Origin of the sequence: Curtobacterium sp. VKM Ac-2861, from assembly GCF_013204965.1 — a bacterium.
Classification (GTDB): domain Bacteria; phylum Actinomycetota; class Actinomycetes; order Actinomycetales; family Microbacteriaceae; genus Curtobacterium.
Map to the genome: position 1 here is coordinate 885,193 of NZ_JABMLA010000001.1, position 22,701 is coordinate 907,893.

Sequence of the window (22,701 nt, forward strand, 5' to 3'; positions counted from 1 at the left end):
GATCGACGCGTGGCCTGTCGGAACATGCACACGCACCGGATGCACGTGCATGGTGCGACGATCCACGAGGTGATCGACGCGTGCTTCGTCGGAACATGCACACGCACCCACCTCGCTCCCCAGCGCGTCGCCAGGGGTGTGCGACTCCTGTTCGACTGGGCGGGACTCCTTGCCCACTGAGCGGGACGCCGCGACGATCGACCTGCACCGATCGCTTCTCGAAGGGGAGAACGCATGAGCAAGTCGCACGACATCACCAGGCGCACGGCACTCGGACTCGGCATCGTCGCCACCGCATCGGCAGCGAGCGGGGTGCTCGGCAGCACACCGGCGAGCGCCCACGGCCGCGCCCACCCCGGCGCAGGCGCAGGCCCCGCCAGCCCCGGCCACCCCGGCCCCGGCCACCCCGGTCGCCCGCACCTCGCCGCCGCGGTCGAGCGGGAGTTCGCCGCCGACACCACCACGGTCCTGCGGAACCCGCTGAACGGCTGGGCACTGTACGGCTCGTCGGCACCGCCCGCGAACTACTGGACGCAGTACGACGACGTCCCGCTGCCCGACGGCACCACGGTCACGGTGTCCGACCACGCCTCGGTCATGTACATGCGGGTCTCGTGGACGATCCTCGAGCCGTCCGAGGGCGTGTACGGCTGGGACACGAACGCGGCGTTCGCGGGCATCCTCGCCGAGGCCCGTCGCCGTGGGCTGCGGCTGGCCTTCCGCGTCGTGGTGGACAGTCGCGACAAGTCGTCGGACTTCACGCCCGCGTGGGTGCGTGCCGCCGGGGCCGCCGGGTACGAGACGCAGACCGGCAGCAAGACCGTGTGGAGCCCGTACCCGGACGACCCGGTGTTCCAGGCGAAGTACGCCGCGTTCGTCGCGGCCTTCGGCGAGCAGTACGACGACCCGGCCACGACGGACTTCATCGACGGGTACGGGCTCGGCAAGTGGGGTGAGGGCCACTCGATGCTGTACCAGGACGCCGCGAACCGCGAGCCGGTGTTCGACTGGATCATCGACCTGTACCAGGAGCACTTCACCCGGGTGCCGCTGGCGTTGAACTACCACCGGATGATCGGGGGCCCGAAGGACTGGGGCGCCCCGGACCCCGAGAGCGAGCGGATGCTCGACGGCGCGTACGAGAAGGGCTACGTCCTGCGCCATGACGCCTTCGGCATGACCACGTACTACGCGGACTGGGAGAAGTCGATGGCCGCGAAGTGGCGGTACCGGCGGCCGATCATCATGGAGGGCGGGTGGGTCACCGCCCAGCACGACGTCACGCAGGACCCGCGCGGGTACGTGACGACCGCCGACGTCCGTCAGGGCGAGTTCGACGACTCGGTCGAGGCGCACGTGAACATGATGGACCTGCGGAACGGCGAGGCCCTGTCGTGGTTCGCGGCGCAGACCTTCCCGTTGACGCAGCGGTTCGACGCCGAGGGCGGCTACCGCCTGCACCCGTCGCGCGTGGTCGTGCCCGGTTCGGCGTCCGCCGGCGCGACGGTCGACGTCACGCACGAGTGGACGAACACCGGTTGGGGCTACCTGCCCGACAACCTGCCGGTGTGGAACGGCAAGTACAAGGCGGCGGTCGCGTTGCTCCGTGCGGACGGCAGCGTGGCGAAGAGGTTCGTGGACACCGCGTCCGACCCGTCGACGTGGTTGAAGGGCTCGCCGACGTCGTACGCGTTCCGTCCGTCGCTGGCCGGCGTCGCGGCTGGCGCGTACCGGTGGGGCATCGCGATCGTCGACACCACCGCGGGCAACGCCCCCGGCATCGAGCTCGGTGCGCAGGGCACGCAGCAGGCTGGCTGGCTGGTCGTCGGCGACGTCACCATCGCCTGAGACGCGACTGCCTGGAGGCCCGGTGCCGGTCCACGAGACCGGCACCGGGCCTCCAGGCAGTCGCCCCCACCCCGTCCCGTCAGCGCGCGAGGAACGTCACGGCGCGCGTCAGGAACGCGCGGTGCTCCGGTGACGCGAACGACGCGGCGGAGTGGCCGAGCGCGTCGTAGACGGTGGTGCCGCCGCCGGGTCGTTCGTGCACCCAGGCGAGCGGGTGCCGCTCCCCCTCGTGCTCGTGGTCGAGCAGGACCCGCACCGAGGGCGAGACCCGGAGGTGCGTGTAGCGCTCGTCCTCCAGGGTGAAGTCCGTCAGGCCGGCGGTGATCGGGTGCGCCGCGTCGACCACCCGGACGGCCGCGGGCCCGAACGGCGGGTGCATCGTCGTGCCGCGCTCCCACACCCCGCCGAGGGCACGCTCCCAGTGCGGGTCGTCGGCGAACGACGTCGCGGCGACGTGCAACACGAGCAGGGGCACGTCGCTCGCGAGCAGGCGGTGGAAGCCGGCCCGGGCGTCGGCGAGCGGGACGGGGCGGTCGTCCCGGGGCAGCCCGACGTCGACGACGACGAGCGACGGCAGGGGTCCGGTCGCGAGGGCGGCCAGGGCGGTGTCCACGTCCTCCGGTTGCTCGAGGGCGACGCCGGCCGACGCAGCGAGCGCCGTGACCGCGGCGTTCGTCTCGGCGAAGGGGTGCCACGGGTCGGTCCAGCGTTCGGAGCCGCCGAGCAGGACCGCGCTCACGGTGTCGCCCGGGTCACGGTGAGCGCGTGGTCGCCGTCGGCGGACGCCTGCCGCGCGACGAGCCGCACACGGTGCACCGCCGGGCCCCAGACCCGCTCGAGCTTCGCGTCGTCGACGTGCCGCCGCTCGACGTGCACCGCGAACCGCTCGGTGTCGACGGACAGGTGGGCGGGGCCGACGCGCAGCCCGCCGTCGACGGGCACGGGTTCGTCGCGGGTCATGAGCACCAGGGTCATCGTGCCGGGCTCCGCGAACGTCCAGGTGTCGCGGACGACCACGCGTTCGGTGGCGCGGTCACGGGGCACCGCCCGGTCGAGCGTCGCGGTGCGGTGGAGCGATCGCAGTCCGCCGGTCGCCGGGTACGCGGCGGTCAGGTCGGCGGACCACGACGCGACGTCGCCGTCGTCCTCGAACACGGTGTCGGTCGCGCGGAACGCGGCACCCTCGTGTTGTTCGACGCCGTTCGGCAGCGGGACGGTGTGCCAGGCACTCCGCATCGTCCAGATGCCGTAGCGGTGCTCCGGCATGAACGTCTCGCGGCGGTACACGCCCACCCCGACGTCGATGAGCACCGGTTCGCCGTCGAGCGAGACGATCACCCCGCCGGCGTCGTTGTGGTTGTGGCTGACGTCGTTGTGCCCGCCCTTCACCGCGAGGACGAACCCGTCGGTCGCGCCGTCGTGGGCGCGGGCGACGGCGACCTCGGTGCCGGGCAGCCACAGCGACGCGGGCATCCCGGGCTCGGCCGGCCCGTCGGTCCACGAGGGGTCCCGCAGTTCGGCGAGCGTCCGACGGAACAGCGCGGCGAGCTGTCCGTCGAACCGCAACGCGTGCTGCCGGCCCATCCACCGGGCGTGCCGCACGACCCGGTCGTCGTCGACGCGCTCCCCGAAGCGGGCGAGCAGGTTCCAGTTCGCGTTCTCGGCCAGCGCCGGGGAGCCGTCGGAGTGGTTGACCTGCGTCGCGGCGCCGATCTGCATGCCCATCGGGAACCGGGCCATCGCGGCGACCGGCTCGACCGAGAAACCGTCGAACGCGCCGCCGGTGAGCTCCTCGACCAGGTCCAGGGCCTCGAACAGGGTCGCGCCGGCCCACCACCAGTACGTGGCACCCTCGTCGCAGCTGCCGTCGGCGTCGTAGCCGGCGCGGAACCGGTCGAGGATCACGAGCGCACGGTCGATCGTCGCGGCGAGGCGATCGCGGTCGGGCTCGACCACGGCGGCGCACACGAGCACGTTCGACACGATCCACGGCGCCCAGTTGTTCGGCGGCCCGTCGACCCCGTGCCAGAAGTAGACCTCCTGCTCCCACGGGTCGAGCACGCGGCGGCGGATCTCGTGGTGGACGTGCGCGCGGATGCCGGGGCGGTCCTGCTCGAGACGCTCCCCCGCGATCGCGTCGATCGCCGCGAGCATGCCGCCGACGTAGGCGTCGGACAGGTCGAGCACGTCCCGACCGGGCACGGGCAGGAACGGCCGGCTGCCGTCCTCGGGCAGCGCGTAGTGCGACGGCAGGCACCAGGCGCGCAGCTCCAGGATCCGCCAGACCTGGTCGCCGAGCACGTCCGCCCACTCGGCGTCGCCGGTCACGCCGAGAGCCAGGGCCGCGGTCGCGGCGGACTCGAGCAGGTTCCGCTGGGCCCGCTCGTACGGCTGGCGGTTCCCGTCGCGACTGTACGTCGCCCACAGGGCGAGGGTCGGGAAGGTGACCGCCGCGGCGGCGCGACGGTCGTGCGCGACCGCGAGCAGGGCCTCCCGGTCGGCGTCCGCGACGTGCGCCCACGCCGGGCGGTCACTGACGGGAGGCGCGGGTCGCCACGTGCGCGGACGGAGCGCCACGCGCGCTGCCGGGGTGAACCGGTCGGTGAAGGACGGGGCGTCGACGGTGACGGTCATGGGGTGGGTCTCCGGGTGGTGACGGTGGTGGACGGGTGGTGGCGGCTGGTGGGTGGCGGCTGGTGGCGGGCCTCAGGCCTGGACGGCGAAGCCGTTGGGGACGATGGGGTCGGTGAACGCGCCGGTGGCCGCGAACGCGATGGTCTCGCGCACCGCGTTGTCGGCGAGCCGACGCAGCTCGTTGCCCAGGGACCCGGCGATGTGCGGCGTGATGAAGGTGTTCGGCGTCGACCGCAGTCGGGCGTCCGGTGGCAGGCGTTCCGGCTCGGTGACGTCGAGGACGGCGGCCAGGTCGCCGCGGTCCAGGCGGTCGGCGAGGGCGTCCTGGTCGACGATCGCCCCGCGCGCGGTGTTCACGAGCGTGGTGCCCGGCCGCATCCGCCCGATCACGGCACGGTCGACGAGCCCCCGCGTCGACGGCAGCAGCGGCGCGTGCAGGGTGACGACGTCGCTCGAGGCGGCGAGGGTGCCGAGGTCGACGGCGGTGACGCCGAGCAGCGCGGCCTCGTCGTCGTCCAGGTACGGGTCGCTCACGAGCACGCGGACGTCGTAGTCACGGAGCCGTTCGATGACGGCCCGCCCGACGCGCGAGGCGCCGACGACACCGACGGTCACGCCGTGCATGCCGACGACCGGCCACGAGCCCTCGACGTCGACCGGGGTCTCGTCCGAACGCAGCGCGGCGGCGCTGGCGAAGGCCCGCTTGGCGGCGAGCACGATCACCGCGACCGTGAACTCGGCGACCGGGACGGCGTTCGCGGCGGCGCTCGACGCCACGGCGATCCGTCGCTCCCACACGTCGGTGTCGACGACGGGCTTGACCGACCCGGCGGAGTGCACAACGGCGCGGAGCCGCGGCATCCGGTCCAGACGGTCCGCGGACAGCACGGGGCTGCCCCACCCGGTGACGAGCAGCTCGGCGTCGGCGAGCAGCGGGAGATCGCGCGGGTCGTCCGGGTCGAGCGGACGGTCGGCGACCAGCCGGACGGCCTCGGAGGCGTGCAGGGCGGCGAGGTCGCCGGGGTCGAACACCCGGGTGAAGGTCGCCTCGGGCATCACGAAGGCGACGGGGACGGGCGAGCGGTGCGCGTGGCCAGGTGGGGCGGGGGGCACGGGCACCGCCGGAGGCGCGGGCTGCGCTCGGGGCGCGGGCTGCGCTCGGGGCGCGGGCTGCGCTCGGGGCGTGGGCTGCGCTCGGGGCGTGACGGGGCGTGACGTCATCGTCGGACGGTTCCTCTCCGGGGGTACGGCGTCCCCATGCCAGCGTTCGGCGGTGTGCGGAGTCAAGCCGCGGGGCGCAAACGCTCACGAAGTGAACACGACGGGCGCGCGGATCGCGCGGATCGCGCGCCGGCCGCTCACGGACCGGGGACGACCGCCGCGGTCGACGCCCGCACGCTCAACGTCGGCGCCAGGGTCATGTGCCGACGGGCGAAGCCGACCTGCGCCGTCGCCGAGATGCGCTCGAAGCACATCGTGGCAGCGAACCGGCCGACGTCGTTCTTCGGGGGCGCGACCGCGGTGAGCGGCACCCCGGCGAGCGCCGCGACCTCGTCGTCGTAGGCGACCACGGACAGGTCGTCCGGGATCGACAGGCCCATCTCGGTGACGGTCTCGACGAACTCGACGGCGTACTGGTCGGAGTGCACGAAGACTGCGGTGGTCCCGGTGGCGAGGCAGCGCTCGATGAAGGCCCTGGTCGTGGCGCCCACGCCCTGGTCGTCCGGGATGACCTGGACCGGGGCGTCGGGGTCGAGGCCGAGTTGCCGGACGGCGCGGTCGTACCCGGTGCGGAGCTGCGGGGTGGTCGGGGTGTCGAACACGGCCATGCCGATGCGGCGGTGCCCGAGTTCGGCGAGGTGGCGGACCGCGATGCCGGCACCGGACTCGTGGTCGCTGCGGACGGACTCGAGCGCGGAGCCGACGGGGGCCTCGACCACGGAGCGTTCGACCACGACGACGGGCATCGGTGCGTGGTCGAGGAGCTCGAGGGTGGTGAAGGCGTCGGCGACGGTGGTGGTGACGAGCAGTCCGTCGACGCCGGCGGCGATGAGGCGTTCGACCTGCTGGCGTTCGCGGGCGGGTTCGTAGCGGGAGACGCCGAGCACGACGCGGCCGCCCAGGGCCTCGGTGCGTTCGGCGACGCCGGCGACGATCTTCGGGAAGTAGTAGCCGGGGTCGGGGACGACGAGCCCGAGGGTGAAGAGCGCGCCGCTGCCGTCGGTGGTGTCCCGGTCGGGGCGGGGTGCGGGTCGGTGCGGTGCGCCCGCGGTGGGCAGGGTCTCGACGGAGACGGCGCCGCCGTGCACGCGCCGGAGCACGCCGCGGTCGGCGAGTTCGGACAGGTCGCGGCGGACCGTCATGGCCGAGATCCCCTCACGCTCGGCGAAGTCCGAGGCGGACAGGGTCCCGTGCACGCGGAGCTCGGCGAGGATCCGTTCGTGGCGTCTGGTCGGGTGCATCGTCGCTCCCAGTGTTCGATTCGTGTGCGGGTGAATACCGCGGCTTGACCGTCATCATACGGACGCCACAGGATGACGAAACCCCCAGCCACGTGAGCAAAGGAGCCACATGAGCGCGACGCTGGTCGATCCGACCACCGAGCCCCGGACCACCCGGTCCGGTGGTGCCCCGGCCCCGCGGAAGGTCCCGTTCCTCGCTCGGCTGCGGCGCGACTACCCGCTGCTGCTCATGGTGGCGCCGGCGGTGGTCCTGCTGCTGCTGTTCGTGTACGTGCCGATGATCGGCAACGTCATCGCGTTCATGGACTACCAGCCGTACATCCCGATCGCCCAGAGCCCGTGGGTCGGGTTCACGAACTTCCAGCTGATGTTCGCCGACCCGGAGTTCTGGCGGGCGACGGTGAACACGCTGGAGATCACGTTCCTGCAGCTCATCCTGTTCTTCCCGGTGCCGATCGCGTTGGCCATCCTCATCCACTCGCTGGTGTGGCCGTGGCTCCGGGCGACCGTGCAGTCGGTGCTCTACCTGCCGCACTTCCTGTCGTGGGTGATCGTCGTGGGCTTCTTCCAGCAGTCGCTGGGGTCCGGCGGTGTGGTCAACCACACGCTGCGGCAGCTCGACATGGGGACCATCGGGGTCATGAGCGACCCGGAGACGTTCAAGCTGTTGCTGACGTCGCAGGTGATCTGGAAGGACGCCGGCTGGGGCACGATCATCTTCCTGGCGGCGCTCGCGGCGATCGACGACAACCTGTACGAGGCGGCGGCGATCGACGGGTCGGGAGCGTGGAGCCGGTTCTGGCACGTCACGCTGCCGGGCATCCGTCCCATCATCGTGCTCCTGCTGATCCTGCGGCTCGGCGAGGCCCTGTCCGTTGGGTTCGAGCAGATCATCCTGCAACGGAACGCCGTGGGGGCCGATGCCGCCGAGGTCCTCGACACCTACGTCTACTACCACGGCGTCGTCGACGGGAACTGGTCCACGGGCATCGCGGTCGGTCTGGTCAAGGGCCTGGTCGGGTTCGTCCTCATCATGGCGGCGAACAAGGCCGCCCACATGCTCGGTGAGCAGGGAGTGTATTCACGGTCATGAGCACCATCGCCCGTCCGGTCTGGGCCGGAAAACCCACACCCGTCGTCCTCGCACTCAAGGCCGTCGCGATCGTCCTGATCCTCGCCGTCGTGCTGTTCCCGTTCCTCATCGTCTTCTCGACGAGCGTGTCGAGCCAGGCGGACGTCACCGCTGCCGGCGGCTACGTCGTGTGGCCGCGGTCGTTCGACCTGTCCGCGTACGTGCAGATCCTGTCCGGCGGGGTCGTCACCCGCGCCGTGGTGGTCACGTTGCTCGTCACGGTCGTGGGCACCGTCATCAGCCTGGCGTCGACGGTGCTCGCCGCGTGGGCGCTCAGCCGACAGGGATCGCTGTTCCAGCGGCCGCTGCTGACCTTCGTGCTCATCACGTTCCTGTTCGCGCCGGGGATGATCCCGCTGTACCTGATGGTGAAGCAGCTCGGACTCCTCGACAACTACTGGGCGCTGATCCTGCCGAGCGCGTTCAGCGTGTTCAACATGGTGGTCGTCCGCGGTTTCATGATGAGCATCCCGCAGGAGCTCATCGACAGCGCGAAGATCGACGGCGCCGGCGAGTTCCGCATCCTGTGGCAGCTCGTCCTGCCGCTGTCCCGCGCGGTCATCGCCGTCGTCGGCTTGTTCTACGCCGTCGGCTACTGGAACGCGTTCTTCAACGCGCTGCTCTACCTGTCGGACTCGACGAAGTGGACGTTGCAGCTGGTGCTGCGCACCTACGTCCTGCAGGGCTCCAGCCTGGTGTCCGGTGCCGGGTCCGACGCCTCGATGCAGCCGCCGGCGGAGTCGATCCAGATGGCCGTCGTGATGATCGCGATCATCCCGATCCTCGCTGCCTACCCCCTGGTGCAGCGCCACCTCACCAAGGGCGTCCTGACGGGCGCCGTCAAGGGCTGACACGGCCCCACCACCTCACTGCCACCCGACGCTTCAAGGGAGAAGCCATGACCGACACCACGACCGGCGGCCTCAGCCGCCGGACCCTCATCTCCGGCGCCGCCTTCGGCCTCGTCGCCCTCGGCGCTGCCGGCAGCCTGACCGGGTGCTCCACCGGCGGCAACGCCGCGACCATCTCGGACCAGGTGGCCGCGCTGCCGACCTACGTCCCCATCACCAAGGGGCCGAAGCCCGACCTGCCCGGCAACGGCGTCGTGCAGCCCGTGTACTACTCGTACCCGCAGGACAGCGAGCTCTTCACCTCGGTCACCGGCAAGGTCGGCGACGGCGAGAAGACCACCGGGTTCGTCGTGACCTACGCGGCGCCGCCGCCGGCGCAGAACTCGTTCCTCGACTACGTCGGGGGCCTGACGGACACCGAGTACGACCTGACGTTCGTGCCCGGCGACTCGTTCGCCGCGAAGTTCGCGACGATGACCGCCGGCAACGACATCCCGGGCATCGTCGAGTTCCTGACGTTCGCGATGCCGCCCCGGTTCCCGCAGCTGCTCGACGCGAAGTTCGCGGACCTGTCGGAGCACCTCTCCGGCGACGCCGTCAAGGACTACCCGAACCTGGCGAACATCCCCACCGCGTCGTGGCGGAGCGCCCGCATCAACGGGAAGATCTACGGCGTCCCCGAACACCGGCCGCCGTTCGGGTCGGTGATGATCTGCCGCCCCGACCTCATCGAGCAGCTGACAGGCGCAGCACCGGCCCCGAAGGACAAGGACGAGTTCACCGAGCTGTGCACGGCCGTCACCGACGCCAAGGCCGGCCGGTACGCGATCGCCGGCCAGGGCGGGGCGAGCGGCGTCGACTGGGCGTACGACTTCATCGGCGCCACCTTCGGCGTGCCGAACCAGTGGGCGATGTCGAAGGGCGGCGAACTCACCCACAAGAACGAGACCGACGCGTGGCTCGAGACCCTCGGCTACGTCAAGAAGCTCTGGAACCTCGGCGTCTTCCACCCGGACACCCCGAGCCTCGAGAGCGCGAAGGCGAAGACGTACATCAACAACGGCACCGTGCTCATGCACCTCGACGGCATCTCCGCCCTGCTCGACGTGTCGATGCCGAAGGGGATCGTCACGGGCGGCATCGTGCCCTTCGGAGCGACGGGCGGCCCCGGTGCGAACTACCAGGGCACGTCGAGCTTCTCGTTCGCCGCCCTGAAGAAGACGACGCCCGAACGCATCAGGGCCCAGCTCCGGCTCATCGACTACCTCTCCGCACCGTTCGGGTCGAAGGAGGCGTTCACGCTGACCCACGGCGAGAAGGGCGTCCACCACACCGGCAGCGGCCCGGACGCGACGCTGACGAAGGCCGGCGAGCAGACCATCAACGCCAGCGCGCTGTACCGACTCGGCGCCGGCCCGCAGGTGCTGAACACCGCGGTCCGCATCGACGAGCAGCTGCGGCAGTCGCACCAGTACCAGACCAAGACGCAGGACATGCTCGTGAAGAACCCGGTGGACGGCTTCTACTCCCCCTCGGCCGCGGCGACGGCGTCGGCGAGCACCGCGTTCAACAGCGTGTGCAACGACTACGTGCTCGGGCGGACGAACCTGGCGAAGGTGAAGGCCGCGCGGGCGACGTGGGTGTCGGCCGCCGGGGACAAGATGCGCCGCGAGTACTCCGAGGCGATCGAGAAGCAGAGCTAGCCCGGGCGGCGGCGGGTCTGGCCGACTCGGATCGACATCATCGACGTCGTACGACGACGATGATGTCGTTTCGCATCGACCCCCCGTCAGGCGGTCCAGGCAGCCGGGTGCCGCCGCTGCCAGCGCAGCCGCCGCTCGAGCTGGGCCCCGATCGCGAGCAGCACCCGCTCGCCCCCTGGACGCCCGATCAACTGGACGCCCATCGGCAGGCCGCCGCCGTCCGGGTGGTCGTCGGCGGTGACCCCGACGGGCAGGGTGATCGCCGGCAGTCCGGCCACGTTCGCCATCGAGGTCCACGGCGAGTACGCGCACTGGCGGCGGAAGTCCTCGTCCGGGTCGTCACCGTACCAGCCGAGCGGCCGCGGGGTCAGTGCGAGGGTCGGTGAGAGGACGGCGTCGAACCGGTCGAACGCACCGATCAGCGTCGCCGAGAACGTGTCGAGCGCCGTCATCGCGTCGAGCACCTGCGTGCCCGTGAGCCGCTGTCCCCGCTCCACGAGCCACGCCACCAGCGGCGTGAGCGCGGTCAGGTCGATTCCGGGGACCATCGGCAGCCGCGCCGCGGAGCTCTCCCACGCCACCCGGAACGCGTCGGCGTACGGCGCCCGCGGCATCTGCACGTCCTCGACGCCGTGCCCCAGTTCGCCGAGCACCCGCACAGCGGTCGAGGCTGCGGCACGCGCCGCGGGGTCGACCACGACGTCGACGGTGTCGTCCCACGGTGAACCGTCGAGCAGCCCGACGACGAAGCGTCCCTCACCGCGGACGGCCGCCGCGGTGAACGGGCCGTCACCGCGCGACGGCGTGACCAGGGCGTACGGCGACGGTTCCGGCAGGCCGGTCGGCGCGACGAGGGCGTCGAGCAGCATCCCCGCGTCCGCGACGGACCGGGTCAGCGGCCCGGCGACGGAGAGCCCGCCGACACCGGAGCGACCGGGCATCGCCGGCACCCGCCCGCGGCTCGGCTTCAGGCCGACGAGTCCGGTCGCGGCGGCCGGGATCCGGACCGATCCCCCGCCGTCGGACCCGACGGCCGCGGGCAGCAGCCCGGCCGCCACGGCGACCGCCGCCCCGCTCGACGACCCCCCGGGCGCGCGGGTCGTGTCGTACGGGTTCCGCGTCACGCCGAACCGCGTCTCCGACGACGAGGACATCCCGAACTCCGGCGACGCCGTCTTGCCGAGGCTCACCGTGCCGGCGGCGTCGAGCGCCGCGACGAGCGGGTGGTCGGCCCCGGCAGGGCGCTCCGGCAGACTCGCAGTGCCGGAGCGCGTGGGGACCCCGGCGCGGTCGTACAGGTCCTTGTCGGCGGACGGGAGGCCCCACAACGGTCTGGACGTCGGCACCAGGTGCCCGAGACGGTCGGCTCTCGTGCGCGCGGCGTCCGCCGTGACCGTCACGAACGCACCGAGGGCCGGGTCGAGGCGCTCGATGCGGGCGAGGTAGTGCTCCGTCACCTCGAGCGCGGTCGCCTCCCCCCGGCGGATCCAGTCCCAGAGTTCCTGCGCGGCGAGGTGGTGGAGTTCGAACACGGTTCCCGAGCCTAGGCGGCGACGGTGCTGGTCGACCGTCAGTGCTGGTCGTACGCGTAGAAGCCGCGGCCGGTCTTCACGCCCAGGTGCCCCGCGTCGACGTACTGCCGGAGCAGCTGCCGTGGGCCCTCGGGCAGGTGCGGGTCCTCCGCCGCGTAGTGCTCCTCGATGTCCAGGACGACGTCGAGCCCCACCTGGTCCATCATCCGGAACGGCCCCGCGGGCGAACCGGTGTTCACCGCGAACATGGCGTCGACGTCCTCCGGCGTGGAGACCCCGTCGGCGACGACGGCCAGGGACTCGCGCTTGATGGCCGCCCAGATGCGGTTGAAGATGAACCCGGTCGACTCCTTGCGGGCGACGAACGGCCGGACGCCGTAGGTCGGCAGGACCTCGAGCAGCAGGTCGATGACCGCGGGGTCGGTCTCCCCGTCGCTCATCAGGTCGACGGCGTTCTGCGCCGGCGGCATGTAGAAGTGCATGTTCAGCACGCGCTCCGGGTGCTCGACCTCGTCGATCACGAGTCGGCTCGCGTACGACGACGAGTTGCTCGCCAGGATCGTGTCCGCCCCGACGGCACGGTCGAGCTGCCCGAACACCGTCGTCTTGAGGTCGAGGCGCTCCGGGATCGCCTCGACGACGAGCCACGAACCGGCGACGGCCTCGTCCAGGTCGTCGAACGCGCGGACGGTGCCGACCGCGCCCCCGCCCCGCGCCGCTGCGAGCGCCGGGAGCTCGCGCTCGACGTACTCGACGGCGGCCGTGCGGACCGGCTCGGCGAGGTCGTACACGCGGGACTCGCCGCCGGCGCTGGCGAACACCAGGGCGATGCGACGACCGAGGGTCCCACCGCCGATCACGGTGACGGGTCGGTTGCGGATGTCGGTCGGCAGGGAGAAGCCCATGGTGTCCTTCGTTCTCGGGTGTACGTTCGATACACAACGTACTCAGTACGGAACGTATCGCAACTCGACAAGGAGTTCCCATGCAGGCCTCGGACGTCCTCCGCCACGCCACCACCCCCCTCACCGGGCCGGTCTATCCGCTGCGCCCGACGCGCTTCACCGATCGCGAGTACTTCAACGTCGTGTACCGGACCGACCCCGACGCCCTCCGCGCCGTCGTGCCGGAGCCGCTGCAGGTCGACGCGCCGCTGGTCCGGTTCGAGGTCATGAAGATGGGTGACGTCGACGGCTACGGCCCCTACGTCGAGTCCGGTCAGGCGATCCAGGTCACCCACGACGGCGAGGTCGGCGAGTACCTGCACGCCATGTACCTCGACAACTCCGCGGCGACGCTCGCCGGTCGCGAACTGAGCGCCTACCCGAAGGTGCTCGGGACCCCGGGGTTGCGCGTCGACCAGGGCGCCCTCGTCGGCACGCTCGACCGCGGTGCCGAACGCGTGGCGACGGCGACCATGGCGTACCAGTGGGAACCGATGGACCCGGTCGAGGCCGCGGCGCAGATCACGGTGCCGACCTGGATGGTGAAGCTCGTCCCCGACGTGACGACCCTGGGGCTGCGCGCCGCCGATCTCGTGCGGACCGAGATCACCGACATCGTCGTGAAGGGGGCCTGGACCGGGCCCGCCCGCCTGCAGCTGTTCGAGCACGCCCTCGCGCCGATGGCCGACCTGCCGGTGCTCGAGGTCATCAGCGCCTCGCACGTCCTGACCGACCTGACGCTCGCGCCGGTGCGGTCCGTGCACGACTACCTGGCCGACCCGCGCCGGTCGGACGACGCCTCCTAGGATGAGCCGATGTCCCCACGAGTGAGCGACGACACCGCCGCACCCGCCCGCCCCACCCGGCGGCGCAGCAGCACCCGCGCGGAGCTCGTCCGCGCGGCCGAGGCGCTGTTCGACGAGACCGGCTCGGCCTCGGCCAGCGTCGAGGCGATCGTCGCGCGTGCGGGGTTCACGCGCGGCGCCTTCTACTCGAACTTCGCGACGACCGACGAGCTCTTCTTCGCGGTGTACGAAGCGCAGGAGGCCGTGGTCGTCGAGCGGCTCGAGGACGGCTTCCGGGCCGCGCTCGGCACGACCGACCCGCAGTCCGTCGACGCGATCGTCTCCGGGGTCCTCGGCGGCCTGCCCCCCGAGGGCAAGTGGTACGCGATCCGCTCGGTCCTGCTGTCCCGGGCGCGACACGAACCCGAGCTCCGGGCACTGCTCCGAGCGCACACCGACGCCTTCCACGCGGCACTCGAACCGCTGCTCGTCGAGTCGGTCACGGCACAGGGCCGGCGACTGACCGTCGCCCCGGACGTCTTCACCCGGGCGGTCGTCGCCGCGCACGTCGGCGCGGTCAGCCAGACGGTGCTGTACGACGACGCCGCGACCATCCGCGTCGCCGCGGTGCGGGGCGCACTCCTCGGACTCAGCGAGCCGGCGCGCGAGCCCGACGGTGCCGACGACACCGACGACACCGACGACACCGACGACACAGGAGGTACAGCGTGATCGTCCCCGAAGCCGCGGTCCCGCTGTTCCTGCGGGCCACGCACGCGAACGCGCCGTTCGTCACCGAAGCGGGAGCGCACCGAGCCGTCCGCCGACAGGCCCTCCGCCCCGAGCCGTTCGGACCACCGAAGCGCCTCCGGCCCGACGTGCGCGTCGACGTCCACCGGCAGGGTGGCACCCCGGTGTACACCGTGACGCCGAGCCGCCAGCCACCGCTCCGCGACGTCGTGTACGTGCACGGCGGCGGGTGGGTCCACGAGATCGCCCCGCAGCACTGGGCGCTCATCGCCCAGCTCGCCGCCGAGGCGCGCGCCACCGTGACCGTCCCGATCTACCGACTCCTGCCGGACGGAAACGCACGGCAGGCGCACGACCTGGTCCTCGACGTCGCACGCCGCGTCATCGACCGGCGCGGACGGGTGCAGCTCGCCGGCGACTCCGCCGGTGGGCAGATCGCGCTCTCCGTCGCCCAGACCCTGCGCGACCAGGGCGTCCGGACGCTCCGGACCGTCCTGGTGTCACCGGCGCTCGACCTCGGCTTCTCGAACCCGCGCATCCCCCAGGTCCAACCGAGCGACCCGTGGCTCGGTCGCGACGGGGGCCGTGTCCTCGGTCACCTGTGGGCCGACGGCCTGTCGATCGACGACCCGGTCGTCAGTCCCCTGGCCGGTTCGTTCCACGGCCTCGGCCCGATGCTCCTCCACACCGGGACCCACGACGTGCTGAACCCCGACGCGCACCTGCTCGTCGAGGCCGCCCGGGCCGCGGGCGTGGACGTCACGCTGCGCGAGCGCCCCGGCGCCCTGCACGTGTTCCCCCTGCTGCCGACGCGCAGCGGACGAGCAGCACGGCAGGAGATCGTCAGGGCCGTCCGCGGCGCCTGACCGTCAGCGCAGGACCGTGCCGGCGCGTGCCCGTGACGGCCACGGCGGCGGACCGCCGGCCGTCCTGCGCGAGGAGGGGCGGGCCTCCCGGTCGGACAGTCAGACGCCCAGGTGGGCGGCGAGCACGTCGCGGACGCTCGTCCAGTCGTGCGGACCGTAGCGGTCGTCGTCGACGTGGTGGAGCTCCGCCTCGCCGCTGAACATGCTCACGAAGTACTGCATGCCCTGCCAGGCCGGGAACGGTTCGGCGTCGTCCTTCGACAGTCGACGGCCGATCCGTGCCATCGCCGACAGCGTGCCGGTCGTCCCCGCCCACTGCAGCCGGAACGGGGTGCCGGTCAGCCGGGACATCGTGTCGGCGATCGACCGTGCCGTCACGCGGTCACCGGCGACCTCCACCACACGGGGTGCGTCCACGTCGAGTGCGACGAGCGCCGTCACGCGCGCGACGTCGTCCTTCGTGGTGAAGTCGAGGACCTGTTCGGCCGACGACCAGTAGAGCACCCGCTGGCGGTCGAACAGGATCAGCGGCGCCTGACCGGTGAGCATGTCCGTGAACGCCCCGTTCAGCACCGAGGTCGCACGGATCGGCGCGGCGTCGAGGGCGGCGGCGAACTCGCGGCGGAGCTCGAAGTTCCGGTTCGAGCCGGGCGTGATCGAGCGGTAGTCGGCGGCGTAGTCCGAGGGGATGAACCGCGGGACGCCGGCCTGGACCGCGGCGTCGAGCAGGGCGCGCTGGGCGTCCACGATCACCGCGCGGGTGCCGCTGACCGTGGAGACGACGACGTCGACCCCGGCGAGCGCCGTGACCAGCGCCGGTGCGTCCGTGTAGTCCGCGGTGACGACGTCGATGCGGTCGTCGTCGGCGAACTGCCGCTGGGCGCCGGTGCTGGACGGGCGGGTGAGGACGCGGACGCGGGTGTCGTGCTGCAGGAGCTCGCGGACGATGCGTCCGCCGAGGTCTCCGGTGGCGCCGGCGACGAGGACGGTGGTGGTCATGGCCGCCACGCTACGGGTGCGCGGGTGCGGCGGGCACAGGTGCGGAGTCCACGTATCCTGCGGAGGTGGACACGACTCTCCCCTCCGGCACGACGAAGCGCCGGATCGAGCTCCGGCTCGCTCGCCCCCTGCTCACCTGGTTCGCCCGCCCGACCGTCACGATCGACGGGGTCGGGCACCCGGCGCAGTGGGGCACCGGCACGTGGGCGGTCGCGGACGACGGCCGGACCGTGATCGGGGTGTACCTGTTCAACCGGGCATGGCGCTTCGGCACGGCGACGGTGACCGTCGGCGGTGCCGAGGTGCTCGAGTACCGCGCGGGTGTGCTGCCCGTCGGCGCGGGCCGGTTGGCGCCCGTGCCGGGCCTGCCGGGCCTGCCGGGCCTGCCGGGCCGAGGTTCGCGCTGAGCGACACTCCACGCGGCGCGGGACCCGAGGAGTGTCGCTCAGCCCGAGACCCGGACCCGGCGCCCGGCCAGGCCCGGCCCGGCCCGGCCCGGTGCTACTCGTGCTCGATGTCCGAGAACAGGCCGGTGAACGTGGCACCCGTGCCGCCGAGCTGCTGGAAGAACGCCCCGGCCTCGGCGGTCGCCACTGCGTCGGAGGCATCCCCGTACGAGGCGAAGTACAGGTCGAGCGTGCGGTGCGCCGGTGTGGGCGTGCCGTCCTCCTTCGGCCAGACCTTCGCCGCCTCGAGCCGCTGCAGGCCGGGCAGCTTCGCGGCGAGTGCCTCGAGCTCCACGTAGGACTGCTCGAACGCCGACGGGTCGGCCGGGTTGTCGATGATCAGGGTGATCTTCGTGGTCATGGTGTGCTCCTGCGGGTGTCGGTGTGACGGGTGACGGTGCAGCGCCCACTCCACTCCGTTCCGCGCACCGCTGCCCGGGATCGGCTACTCGAACATCTCGGCGAGGAGTGCGTGCGGGTCACCGTCGACGACGTGTGCCGAGGGCGGCTCCGGCCAGTGCGTCGTGCCGTCGTCCGGCCAGCACGGCACGACGTGGAAGTGCAGGTGCCGCACGCTCTGCCCGGCATCGGCGCCGGAGGCCTGCAGCACGACGGTGCCGGTGGCGCCGAGTGCGCCCCGCATCGCCCGTGCGACACGTTGCGCGAGCGCGACGGTGGCGGCCAGTGCCACCGGGGCGGCACCGAGCAGGTCGTCGGCGTGCTCGACCGGTACGACGAGGGTGTGCCCGGGTGCGAGCGCGGACCCGGGCAGCGGCGCGAACGCGACGGCGTGTTCCTCGCGCTCGACCCACACGGCCGGTTCGTCGCCGGCGATGATCGGGCAGAAGACGCAGGATGCCATCCGTCCAGTGTGCTGCACCCGGAGCACCTGGCGCTCCGAGGGCGGTGCCGTGCGCGCGCCGCCGCGTGGGACGATTGGCGCATGACCGCCACGCTCGTCGCCAAGGGCCTGTCCGGCGGGTACGCCGCTCGCACGCTGTTCGACTCCCTCGACCTCACGGTGGCACCGGGCGACGTGATCGGCGTCGTCGGCGTGAACGGTGCCGGCAAGTCCACCCTGCTCCGACTGCTGGCGGGTGTCGACGAGCCCCTGGCGGGCACGGTGTCGCTCGCACCGACCGACGCGTTCGTCGGCTGGCTCCCCCAGGAACACGAGCGGATCGCGGGCGAGACCGTCGCCGCGTACATCGCCCGACGGACCGGCTCGGCCGAGGCGACCGAGGCCATGGACGCCGCGGCTGCCGCGCTCGGCGACCCGGACGCCGGCGACGCTGCCGCGGACCGCTACTCGACGGCGCTCGACCGCTGGCTCGCCGCGGGCGCCGCTGATCTGGAGGACAGGATCCCCGCCGTCCTGGCCGACCTCGGCCTCGAGACCGGAACCGATGACGACGGCGTCGGGCCGGACTCGCTCATGACCGCGCTGTCCGGTGGGCAGGCCGCTCGGGTCGGGCTGGCGGCGCTGCTGCTGTCGCGGTTCGACATCGTCCTGCTCGACGAGCCCACCAACGACCTCGACCTCGACGGTCTGGACCGGCTCGAGGGGTTCGTCCGGGGCCTGCGCGGCGGGGTCGTGCTCGTCAGCCACGACCGGGAGTTCCTGGCACGGTCGGTGACGAGCGTGCTCGAGCTCGACCTGGCGCAGTCGTCCAACCGGCTGTTCGGCGGCGGCTACGACTCGTTCCTCGAGGAGCGCGAGATCGCCCGGCAGCACAAGCGCGACGCGTACGAGGACTACGCCTCCACCAAGGCCGACCTGGTCTCCCGTGCCCGCACACAGCGCGAGTGGTCGAGCCAGGGCGTGCGCAACGCCATGAAGAAGGCCCCGGACAACGACAAGATCCGGCGCAAGGCCGCCTCGGAGTCGAGCGAGAAGCAGGCGCAGAAGGTCCGCCAGATGGAGTCCCGCATCGCGCGACTCGACGAGGTCGAGGAGCCCCGCAAGGAGTGGCAGCTCGAGTTCACGATCGGCAGCGCTCCCCGGTCCTCGGCCGTCGTGGCCACCCTGTCCGACGCCACCTTCACGCAGGGCGACTTCACGCTCGGCCCGGTGTCGTTGCAGGTCGACGGCGGCGACCGCATCGGCATCACCGGCCCGAACGGCGCCGGCAAGTCCACATTGCTCCGGGCACTGCTCGGCAAGCAGGCGCCGACGACCGGCACCGCCTCGCTCGGGTCGAGCGTCGCCGTCGGCGAGGTCGACCAGGCCCGTGCGGCCTTCACCGGCGACCAGTCGCTCGCCGCGGCGTTCGAGGCGATCGTGCCCGAGTACACCACCGCCGACGTCCGGACGCTGCTCGCGAAGTTCGGGTTGAAGGCCGACCACGTCGGACGGCCCGCGTCGGCGCTCTCCCCCGGCGAACGGACCCGCGCCGGACTGGCGCTGCTGCAGGCCCGCGGGGTGAACGTGCTCGTGCTCGACGAACCGACGAACCACCTCGACCTGGTGGCCATCGAGCAGCTCGAACAGGCGCTGGAGTCGTACGACGGCACCCTGCTGCTCGTCACGCACGACCGGCGCATGCTGGAGACCGTCCGCCTCGACCGGCAGTGGCACGTCGACGCCGGCCGGGTCACCGAACGCTGACGACACCAGGAGCACACACCCAGACGACGAGCGCACGCTGGACCAGGAGCACAGGGGGATGCCGATGCGACGCAGGGGCTGGATCGCCGTGGTCGGGGGTGCAGCGGCGCTCGCCGTCGCGGCCGCCGTCGTCGTCGGGGTGACAGCCGACCGTCCGGACACCGACCCGACCCACGTCGCACGGGCCACCCCGACCGCGACGCCGACGCCGACCCCCACCCCGACGCTCGCGGCCGTCCCCCGAGCGCCGTCGGCCGCCACCCTCGCCGCCCTGCCGTCGGCGTTCCACGACGGCGTCGTCCCCGAACTGCTCGACGGCGGGGACGTCCGCCCCGCGGACACCTGGCAGATCGCCACCCCGCGGCACGACCTCGTGGCCCTGTACGCCAGCCCGTCCAGCCGCGCCCGCCCGGTGGCCACGCTGTCGCACCTGGTGTCGACGATCGACCTGCCCGCCGCCACCGCTGTCTGGGGCCGGTCGCCCGGCGTCGACGGCGGCATGCTCCTCGTCTCGACCCCGGCCCGGAACCGCACCCCGGGCGTCGGCGGCGACCCGGAGGCGCCGAGCGCCACGTTCGCCTGGGCACGGGCCGCCGACTTCACGGTCGCCGACACCGACCGGATGATCCGCGTCGACGTCGCCCGGAGCACGGTCTCCGTCGTCACCCGGAGCGGCCAGGTCACCGCGACCGAGGCGGCCCGGCTCGGCACCCCCGAGGACCCCACGCCGTCCGACACCGCCACCTACGTCGAAGCGGCGTACGTGGACACCCGCGTGACCTACACGCAGGGCAACCCGATCATCCTGACCGGGGCGCACTCGTCGCGGATCCCGTCGTACGGCGGCAACGCGGCACTGACGGCGCTGCACTACTACCCCGACCCGACCGGCAGTTCGCACGGGTGCGTGCGGATCTCGGCGGAGATGACCCGCACCCTCGCCGCCCTGCCCGTCGGCACCCCGATCCGGTTCAGCTAGCGGCCGCCGCCGAGCCCGAGCCGCTCGACGACCTCGGCGCTCTCCTCCTCCGGAGTGCGGTCGGCCGCGATCGTCAGGTGCGCCTCGTCGTCCTGCGGCGGCTCGAGCGTCGCGAGCTGGGACTGCAGCAGCGACGTCGGCATGAAGTGGCCCGACCGCTGCGACATGCGCTGCTCGATCAACGCGCCGTCACCGGCCACGTGCACGAACACCACGCCGGGCGCCCGCAGCACGTCCCGGTACGACCGCTTCAGCGCCGAGCAGGTCACGACACCGTGGGTGCCGGCGTCGAGGTGCCCGCGGATCCAGCCGGCGACGACGTCGAGCCACGGCCAGCGGTCCTCGTCCGTCAGTGGCGTACCGGCATGCATCTTGTCGACGTTGGCCTGCGGGTGCATGGCGTCGCCCTCGGCGAAGTCCCACCCGAGCTGCTCGGCGACCATCGCGGCGACGGTTGACTTGCCGGAACCGGAGACCCCCATGACGACCAGGACACGCGCATCCAGAGCGGAGTCGCCGCTCATCGGATGAAGACCCCGGCCAGCAGCACCCCGAGCAGACCGAGCACCGAGATGAGGCACTCGAGCACCGTCCACGTCTTGAAGGTCTGTCCCACGGTGGTGTTGAGGTAGCCCTTGACGAGCCAGAACCCGGCGTCGTTGACGTGCGACAGGAACACCGAGCCCGCACCGATCGCCAGCACGAGCAGCGAGGTCATCGGCGTGGACAGGTCGGCGGCGATCGGGGCCATGATGCCCGCCGCGGTGACGGTGGCGACCGTGGCGGAACCGGTGGCGACGCGCACCAGGGCCGACACGACCCAGGCGACGAGGAGCACCGAGACGCCGGAGTCCTTCACGGCGTCGGCGATCACGCCGCCGATGCCCGTGTCGATGAGCACCTGCTTGAACCCACCGCCGGCACCGACGATGAGCAGCACCCCGGCGACCGGGGGCAGCGCGCTCTCGAGCGACTTCGCCACGGCGGACCGGTCCATGCCGCCGCCGATCGCGAAGAAGACCATCGCGTAGATCGCCGCGATGCCGATCGCGATCATCGGCGACCCGAGGAAGTCGAGCAGGCTCACCCACGAGCCGGCCGCGTCGGGCATCGTGGCCTCGCGGACGGCCTGGGCGAGCATGAGGACGACGGGCAGCAGGATGCCGATGAGCGCGACGGTGAACGACGGGCTGCGGGGCTCGCTGATGACGCGCGTGAAGTCGCTCTTACCGTTGGGAAGGGACGCGGTGTCCTGCGTGGCGGGGCCGCGCCGGGCCTCCCGTCCGCCCGAGGCGGGGTCCTGCGGACCGGACGCCGAGCCGGCGTCCGACCCACGCGACCCGAACATGTCGGGGGCGGGGATGTCGACCCAGCGGGCCGCGAACTGGGCGAACACCGGCCCGGCCAGGATTATGACCGGGATCGCCAGCACGATGCCGAAGGCGAGCGTGGTGCCGAGGTTCGCGCCGACGGTCGAGATCGCGACGAGCGGGCCGGGGTGCGGCGGGACGAACGCGTGCATCGTCGACAGGCCGACCAGGGCGGGCACGGCGATCTTCATGATCGGCACGGAGCTGCGCTTCGCGACGAGCACGATGATCGGGATGAGGAGCACGAGGCCGACCTCGAAGAACATCGGCAGGCCGATCAGCGCACCGATCAGGGCCATCGTCCACGGCAGCGCGGCCTTCGACGACCTGCGCACCAGGGTGTCGACCACGCGGTCGGCGGCGCCGGAGTCGACGAGCATCTTGCCGAACATCGACCCGAGCCCGACCAGAATGCCGACGCTCGTCATCGTCGCACCGAAGCCGTTGCCGAAGCTCACGACGGCCTTGTCCGGTGCGAGCCCCGCACCGATGCCGACGCCCAGGGCACCGATCACGAGCGCGATGAACGGGTGCACCTTGAGCCAGGTGATGAGCGCGATGATCACGACGATGCCGACCAGGGCCGCGATGATCAGCTGCGGGATCGGCCCGGACGGGTCGACGGTCTCGGTGCCGCCGCCCTCGGCCGCGAGGACCGCGCCCACGGGGTGGGCGAGCAGGTGGACTGGAGCGTGAGGCATCGGTGCCCCTTCCTGGAGCCGCTGCCGCGCGGCTCCGTCGCCTTCGTGTCGAGGGGCGGCTGGCGCTGCACGCACCGACCCTCAATAATCT

Annotated in this window: 21 protein-coding genes; 10 read left to right on the plus strand and 11 right to left on the minus strand. The window is 72.3% G+C overall.

The features are described 5' to 3' along the window. Nucleotides 1-234 precede the first annotated feature (234 nt). On the plus strand, nucleotides 235-1,848 hold the full coding sequence (locus HQQ88_RS04005; protein ID WP_173168669.1) for a DUF4832 domain-containing protein: 1,614 nt from the start codon (nucleotides 235-237) through the stop codon (nucleotides 1,846-1,848). 79 nt (nucleotides 1,849-1,927) lie between these two features. Here the strand turns inward: HQQ88_RS04005 and HQQ88_RS04010 are convergent, their stop codons facing one another. The 4 genes from HQQ88_RS04010 to HQQ88_RS04025 form a co-directional block, all read right to left on the minus strand. Then, a complete protein-coding gene (locus HQQ88_RS04010) occupies nucleotides 1,928-2,587 on the minus strand; it encodes a ThuA domain-containing protein (RefSeq protein WP_173168670.1) in 660 nt (219 codons plus the stop codon). Continuing rightward, nucleotides 2,584-4,482, minus strand: coding sequence for a heparinase II/III family protein (locus HQQ88_RS04015; protein ID WP_173168671.1), 1,899 nt, complete (start codon nucleotides 4,480-4,482; stop codon nucleotides 2,584-2,586). Before HQQ88_RS04015 ends, HQQ88_RS04010 begins: the two co-directional genes overlap by 4 nt. Nucleotides 4,483-4,554: 72 nt before the next feature. Beyond that, entirely contained in the window at nucleotides 4,555-5,595 is a 1,041-nt protein-coding gene (locus HQQ88_RS04020) for a hydroxyacid dehydrogenase (RefSeq protein ID WP_216833955.1), read from the minus strand. Between the two features lie 245 nt (nucleotides 5,596-5,840). Continuing rightward, entirely contained in the window at nucleotides 5,841-6,944 is a 1,104-nt protein-coding gene (locus HQQ88_RS04025) for a substrate-binding domain-containing protein (protein ID WP_173168672.1), read from the minus strand. A gap of 109 nt (nucleotides 6,945-7,053) precedes the next feature. Between HQQ88_RS04025 and HQQ88_RS04030 the strand changes: the two genes are divergently transcribed. Genes HQQ88_RS04030 through HQQ88_RS04040 form a run of 3 tightly spaced genes read left to right on the plus strand, consistent with a single transcriptional unit; the run spans nucleotide 7,054 to nucleotide 10,630 of the window. Continuing rightward, entirely contained in the window at nucleotides 7,054-8,037 is a 984-nt protein-coding gene (locus HQQ88_RS04030; protein WP_133937079.1) for a sugar ABC transporter permease, read from the plus strand. After that, nucleotides 8,034-8,927 (plus strand): carbohydrate ABC transporter permease, encoded by an 894-nt coding sequence (locus HQQ88_RS04035; RefSeq protein ID WP_123294247.1) that lies wholly within the window; start codon nucleotides 8,034-8,036, stop codon nucleotides 8,925-8,927. The genes HQQ88_RS04030 and HQQ88_RS04035 overlap by 4 nt, the downstream gene beginning before the upstream one ends. A 47-nt stretch (nucleotides 8,928-8,974) precedes the next feature. Beyond that, entirely contained in the window at nucleotides 8,975-10,630 is a 1,656-nt protein-coding gene (locus tag HQQ88_RS04040; protein WP_159574189.1) for an extracellular solute-binding protein, read from the plus strand. Between the two features lie 86 nt (nucleotides 10,631-10,716). Here HQQ88_RS04040 and HQQ88_RS04045 read toward each other — a convergent pair whose 3' ends face one another. Both HQQ88_RS04045 and HQQ88_RS04050 read right to left on the minus strand, forming a co-directional pair. Further along, a complete protein-coding gene (locus HQQ88_RS04045) occupies nucleotides 10,717-12,162 on the minus strand; it encodes an amidase (RefSeq protein WP_173168673.1) in 1,446 nt (481 codons plus the stop codon). Nucleotides 12,163-12,200: 38 nt separating this feature from the next. After that, nucleotides 12,201-13,067: a 3-hydroxyacyl-CoA dehydrogenase NAD-binding domain-containing protein gene (locus HQQ88_RS04050; protein WP_173168674.1), complete on the minus strand. Its 867-nt coding sequence runs from the start codon at nucleotides 13,065-13,067 to the stop codon at nucleotides 12,201-12,203. Nucleotides 13,068-13,147: 80 nt separating this feature from the next. Here HQQ88_RS04050 and HQQ88_RS04055 point away from each other — a divergent pair, with 80 nt between their 5' ends. Genes HQQ88_RS04055 through HQQ88_RS04065 form a run of 3 tightly spaced genes read left to right on the plus strand, consistent with a single transcriptional unit; the run spans nucleotide 13,148 to nucleotide 15,507 of the window. Beyond that, nucleotides 13,148-13,912: an acetoacetate decarboxylase gene (locus HQQ88_RS04055; protein WP_123294243.1), complete on the plus strand. Its 765-nt coding sequence runs from the start codon at nucleotides 13,148-13,150 to the stop codon at nucleotides 13,910-13,912. Between the two features lie 9 nt (nucleotides 13,913-13,921). After that, a complete protein-coding gene (locus HQQ88_RS04060) occupies nucleotides 13,922-14,623 on the plus strand; it encodes a TetR/AcrR family transcriptional regulator (RefSeq protein ID WP_173168675.1) in 702 nt (233 codons plus the stop codon). Then, entirely contained in the window at nucleotides 14,620-15,507 is an 888-nt protein-coding gene (locus tag HQQ88_RS04065; protein ID WP_173168676.1) for an alpha/beta hydrolase fold domain-containing protein, read from the plus strand. Before HQQ88_RS04060 ends, HQQ88_RS04065 begins: the two co-directional genes overlap by 4 nt. Nucleotides 15,508-15,606: 99 nt before the next feature. On the opposite strand, the gene HQQ88_RS04070 is transcribed toward HQQ88_RS04065, so the two are convergent. Continuing rightward, on the minus strand, nucleotides 15,607-16,506 hold the full coding sequence (locus HQQ88_RS04070; RefSeq protein ID WP_173168677.1) for an NmrA family NAD(P)-binding protein: 900 nt from the start codon (nucleotides 16,504-16,506) through the stop codon (nucleotides 15,607-15,609). 65 nt (nucleotides 16,507-16,571) lie between these two features. Here HQQ88_RS04070 and HQQ88_RS04075 point away from each other — a divergent pair, with 65 nt between their 5' ends. Next, on the plus strand, nucleotides 16,572-16,913 hold the full coding sequence (locus tag HQQ88_RS04075; RefSeq protein ID WP_173168678.1) for a hypothetical protein: 342 nt from the start codon (nucleotides 16,572-16,574) through the stop codon (nucleotides 16,911-16,913). 94 nt (nucleotides 16,914-17,007) lie between these two features. Here the strand turns inward: HQQ88_RS04075 and HQQ88_RS04080 are convergent, their stop codons facing one another. Both HQQ88_RS04080 and HQQ88_RS04085 read right to left on the minus strand, forming a co-directional pair. Beyond that, nucleotides 17,008-17,313, minus strand: a complete 306-nt coding sequence (locus HQQ88_RS04080) for an EthD family reductase (protein WP_123294430.1) — start codon at nucleotides 17,311-17,313, stop codon at nucleotides 17,008-17,010. Between the two features lie 84 nt (nucleotides 17,314-17,397). After that, entirely contained in the window at nucleotides 17,398-17,814 is a 417-nt protein-coding gene (locus HQQ88_RS04085; protein WP_173168679.1) for an HIT domain-containing protein, read from the minus strand. Nucleotides 17,815-17,895: 81 nt separating this feature from the next. Between HQQ88_RS04085 and HQQ88_RS04090 the strand changes: the two genes are divergently transcribed. Further along, nucleotides 17,896-19,560, plus strand: coding sequence for an ABC-F family ATP-binding cassette domain-containing protein (locus HQQ88_RS04090; RefSeq protein ID WP_173168680.1), 1,665 nt, complete (start codon nucleotides 17,896-17,898; stop codon nucleotides 19,558-19,560). A gap of 64 nt (nucleotides 19,561-19,624) precedes the next feature. After that, nucleotides 19,625-20,539: a L,D-transpeptidase gene (locus HQQ88_RS04095; RefSeq protein ID WP_131879740.1), complete on the plus strand. Its 915-nt coding sequence runs from the start codon at nucleotides 19,625-19,627 to the stop codon at nucleotides 20,537-20,539. On the opposite strand, the gene HQQ88_RS04100 is transcribed toward HQQ88_RS04095, so the two are convergent. Beyond that, nucleotides 20,536-21,063 (minus strand): gluconokinase, encoded by a 528-nt coding sequence (locus tag HQQ88_RS04100; protein ID WP_123312356.1) that lies wholly within the window; start codon nucleotides 21,061-21,063, stop codon nucleotides 20,536-20,538. The genes HQQ88_RS04095 and HQQ88_RS04100 overlap by 4 nt on opposite strands. Continuing rightward, the gene (locus HQQ88_RS04105; protein ID WP_216833958.1) at nucleotides 21,060-22,610 is read right to left on the minus strand and encodes an SLC13 family permease; all 1,551 of its coding nucleotides are present in this window, start codon (nucleotides 22,608-22,610) and stop codon (nucleotides 21,060-21,062) included. The genes HQQ88_RS04100 and HQQ88_RS04105 overlap by 4 nt, the downstream gene beginning before the upstream one ends. Nucleotides 22,611-22,701: the final 91 nt, after the last annotated feature.